2 protein-coding genes are annotated in these 1,926 nt (G+C 41.7%); one reads left to right on the forward strand and one right to left on the reverse strand.

Annotation, left to right across the window (positions count from 1 at the left end; all coding sequences use genetic code 11):
* Window positions 1–107: 107 nt before the first annotated feature.
* The gene (locus tag CLOSYM_RS03705; RefSeq protein ID WP_021640998.1) at window positions 108–1,409 is read right to left on the reverse strand and encodes a dicarboxylate/amino acid:cation symporter; all 1,302 of its coding nucleotides are present in this window, start codon (window positions 1,407–1,409) and stop codon (window positions 108–110) included.
* A 326-nt stretch (window positions 1,410–1,735) separates the two neighbouring features.
* On the opposite strand from CLOSYM_RS03705, the gene CLOSYM_RS24210 reads away from it, so the two are divergent.
* A partial coding sequence (locus tag CLOSYM_RS24210) for a DUF6783 domain-containing protein (protein WP_408646410.1) occupies window positions 1,736–1,926 on the forward strand: 191 nt, incomplete at its 3' end.

A 1,926-nucleotide genomic window follows, 5' to 3' on the forward strand; every position in this document is an offset into this window, starting at 1 on the left:
TCTCGATACATTCAATAATTCTGTTGTCTTCCATAAATTTTTCTCCTTTTCCTTAATATGATTTGTAATATAGTTTCAAGCTCTCATCCGGCTTCCGGCGTCTCTGTCTACGCCGCGCCCTTTTTTTCATCCATTCTGTTAAATGTATCGCGATTCAGCTCACCCTCAATAGCAGAGATACATACTGCCGTTACCAAATCACCGACAGAGTTGGTAGAAGTATGAATCTGGTCGATAATTCTGTATATACCGGCTACCAGCGCATATGCTTCCAGAGGAAGGCCCATCTGTGTCAGCAGCGTAAGGCTGATAACAAGGCCGATCTGCGGCGTTGCCGCACAGCCTACACTTAAGAAGGTAGCCTGCACAACCAGCATAATCTGCTGCTGAATACTTAGATCAATGCCGTAAAGCTGCGCTGCAAACAATACGATGATACCAAAATAGATACAGGTTCCGTTCATATTGGCGGTAGCTCCCAGTGGAAGCACAAAGCTTGCGATGTCCTTTGGCACGCCCATCTTCTTCGGCGCAACCTCCATGGAAACCGGAAGAGCTGCGGAGGAAGTACAGGTACTGAATGCGATCATCCAGGGCTCAAATGCTTTCTTCCAGAATTTCAGCGGACTCACCTTGGCAATCCCCACCAGGAAGATCGAATAGACCACAACGCACATGATAATACTGGACAGATAGTCCGTTAAAATAAATTTCAGAACCGGCCCGAATATTGCCACGCCGTATTTTGCCAGAGAGACAGACATCAGTCCGAATACGCCGAAGGGAATAATTCCAAGTACCATATTGACAATCTTAAACATAGTCTGGGAACAAAGAGAGATAACATCGGCCAGCGGCTTTGCCGAATCTCCGATGCTGATAATCGCAAAACCGACAAACAGAGAAAATACGATGATAGGCATCATATCTCCATTGGTCAGCGCTGCAAAAGGATTACTGGGAAGCAGATCCAGAATGGTCTGGTAAACCCCCGGCAGTTCCTTGACCTCCACCGTGTTTTCAATGGTTCCGAGAATAAGTCCTTTGCCCGGCTGAATCAGATTGGCCAGAACAAGACCAATGGTAGCTGCAATGCCTGAGCTGACTAAAAACCATAAAATAGTCTTGATTCCGATACTTCTCAGTTTTTTGATGTCCCCCAGCGAAAGCGCTGCATCAATAATACAGAAAAACACCAGCGGAACAACGATCATTTTGATTAACTTGATGAAGAAATCGCCAAGAAATTGCAGGAACGGCAAAATATGATTATTAATTAGCGGATTATCCACCCCTCCCATAAAATTCAAAATATAACCAAAAATAATACCTGCAAACAGTGCAATAAAAATCTTCACGTACAACGGCTGTTTCTTTTTTGTTTTCACTTCTCCTTTTTGTCCTGCCATATGGACCCCCTTTTACCAGAAGAACAATCAACCAGTTTCCCTTTCCTCATGAGGATGTGCTCCATTCTAGCAGCTTTTCGTGGTTTATTAAAAACTTATATAAAAATACGAATAATCTATATATTTTTAGTAATAACTTACAATTATTTTATTAATAAATATCTCCATATAAAAATAATTACTATAAAATCAATATATTTTCCGTTATAAATTAGTTAGTTTGTATATTGTTATTTTTTTCATTTTCTTATCACAGACAGATATCAAAATCCGGCAGGCACGACTCCAATATTAATCCCCGTTTCCAACTAGAGCATATTTGAATATTGCTTTCCGTCAAATCTCCCGCGATGTGGGGCGGGCAGATGGCGGGAATGAATTTTCAAACATGCTCTAAAAAGGAGGCGCCTGCCGCAAAGCATCGAGCGCCTCCTCTGTTAAAACAGGAAGTTAATTATTATTTGCAATTCTTTCTATTCTTCACCCAGACAAACCATCTTGCCGTCTTTTACGATTA

It is taken from the genome of [Clostridium] symbiosum ATCC 14940 (assembly GCF_000466485.1).
Lineage (GTDB): Bacteria > Bacillota > Clostridia > Lachnospirales > Lachnospiraceae > Otoolea > Otoolea symbiosa.

Excerpts from the sequence above, each read along its gene's own strand:
- CLOSYM_RS03705 (WP_021640998.1), bottom strand. The coding sequence starts at position 1,409 with ATGGCAGGACAAAAAGGAGAAGTGAAAACAAAAAAGAAACAGCCGTTG.